Origin of the sequence: Megasphaera sp. NM10 (genome assembly GCF_000417505.1) — a bacterium.
GTDB classification, from domain to species: domain Bacteria; phylum Bacillota; class Negativicutes; order Veillonellales; family Megasphaeraceae; genus Megasphaera; species Megasphaera intestinihominis.
The window spans coordinates 1-1,111 of the sequence record NZ_APHY01000134.1 but is presented as its reverse complement, the minus strand read 5'-3'; the positions used below and the strand labels follow the sequence as shown (position 1 = coordinate 1,111).

General features: G+C 46.0%; 1 protein-coding gene. It reads left to right on the top strand.

The window, feature by feature from the left end:
- Window positions 1-358: 358 nt before the first annotated feature.
- A partial coding sequence (locus tag NM10_RS12710; protein WP_020311940.1) for a transposase occupies window positions 359-1,111 on the top strand: 753 nt, incomplete at its 3' end.

Genomic DNA, 1,111 nt, shown 5'->3' with positions numbered 1-1,111 from the left:
CCTTYACAGAGTAGAGATGCTGTAATGCTGAATAATCCAACCTTTCCAATAATGCATCTACGATACAAACCAACCGATCTTGTTCTAGTGAAATGCCATAATCCAATGGCAAAACGAGTTGCCTCGGAGTGTAAGTTTTGGTATACTTTACGTGGTTGATTTTGTTTAGCATACAATAATTATACCAGCAAAAGAGGCCCTTTGGGGCCTCTTTTGCTTAAAAAAATGGGCTCAGATAACTGAGTCCATTTTTTTCGATGAGGCTATTATGTTACAGCCCCACTCTATGTCTTTTCCGTCTTAGCCTTTTCACTTCGTCTACGGTATAATGGTAGATAACAGAGGAGGTGAATCCTAGATGTACTTGACGCAATCGAATGTCATCCGCGGCTTGGCGAAACAAGACTATACGATGTTCCGGGAAATGTGCCAATACAGCAACAACCTGTACAATGTAGCGGCCTATACGATTCGGCAGCATTACTTCGATACCCAGCAATTCTTGCGGTACGAAGAAAATTCCCCCATCTGCAAGAAAAATGAAAACTATGGCTTGTTGCAGGCCGGTGTTGCCCAGCAGATATTGAAGATGGCCAACCGCAGTTTTCGGTCCTTTTTCGGGCTTTTGCAGAAAGTCAAGTCAGGTGACTATGGTTCAAAGGCTGTCCGCCTGCCACACTATCGTGAAAAAGGTGGTCTCTTCAGTCTCATCTTGTCCACGAACGCCATTACCATTAAGAATGGCTTCCTGACGGTGCCGATGAGCCGTGAATATATGAAACGCCATAATGGTCATCGGATTCGGATTCCTGTTCCTGACAGGCTGAAGGATAAGAAAATCAAGGAAGTCCGCATCTGTCCCATGTATGGCGGACGGTATCTCAAGATTCAGTATGGCTACTTACAGGACTCAGAACCGGTGAAAACCTCGTCAGACCGTGTCCTGGCTATCGACTTGGGCCTGGACAATCTGGCCGCCTGCGTTACCAATACAGGGACGTCGTTCCTCATGGACGGTCGTAAACTTAAATCTATCAACCAGTATTGGAACAAACGCAAACCAGACTCCAAAGCATTGCCGCCCAAGCAGGGCCAAGAAGACGACGAACCA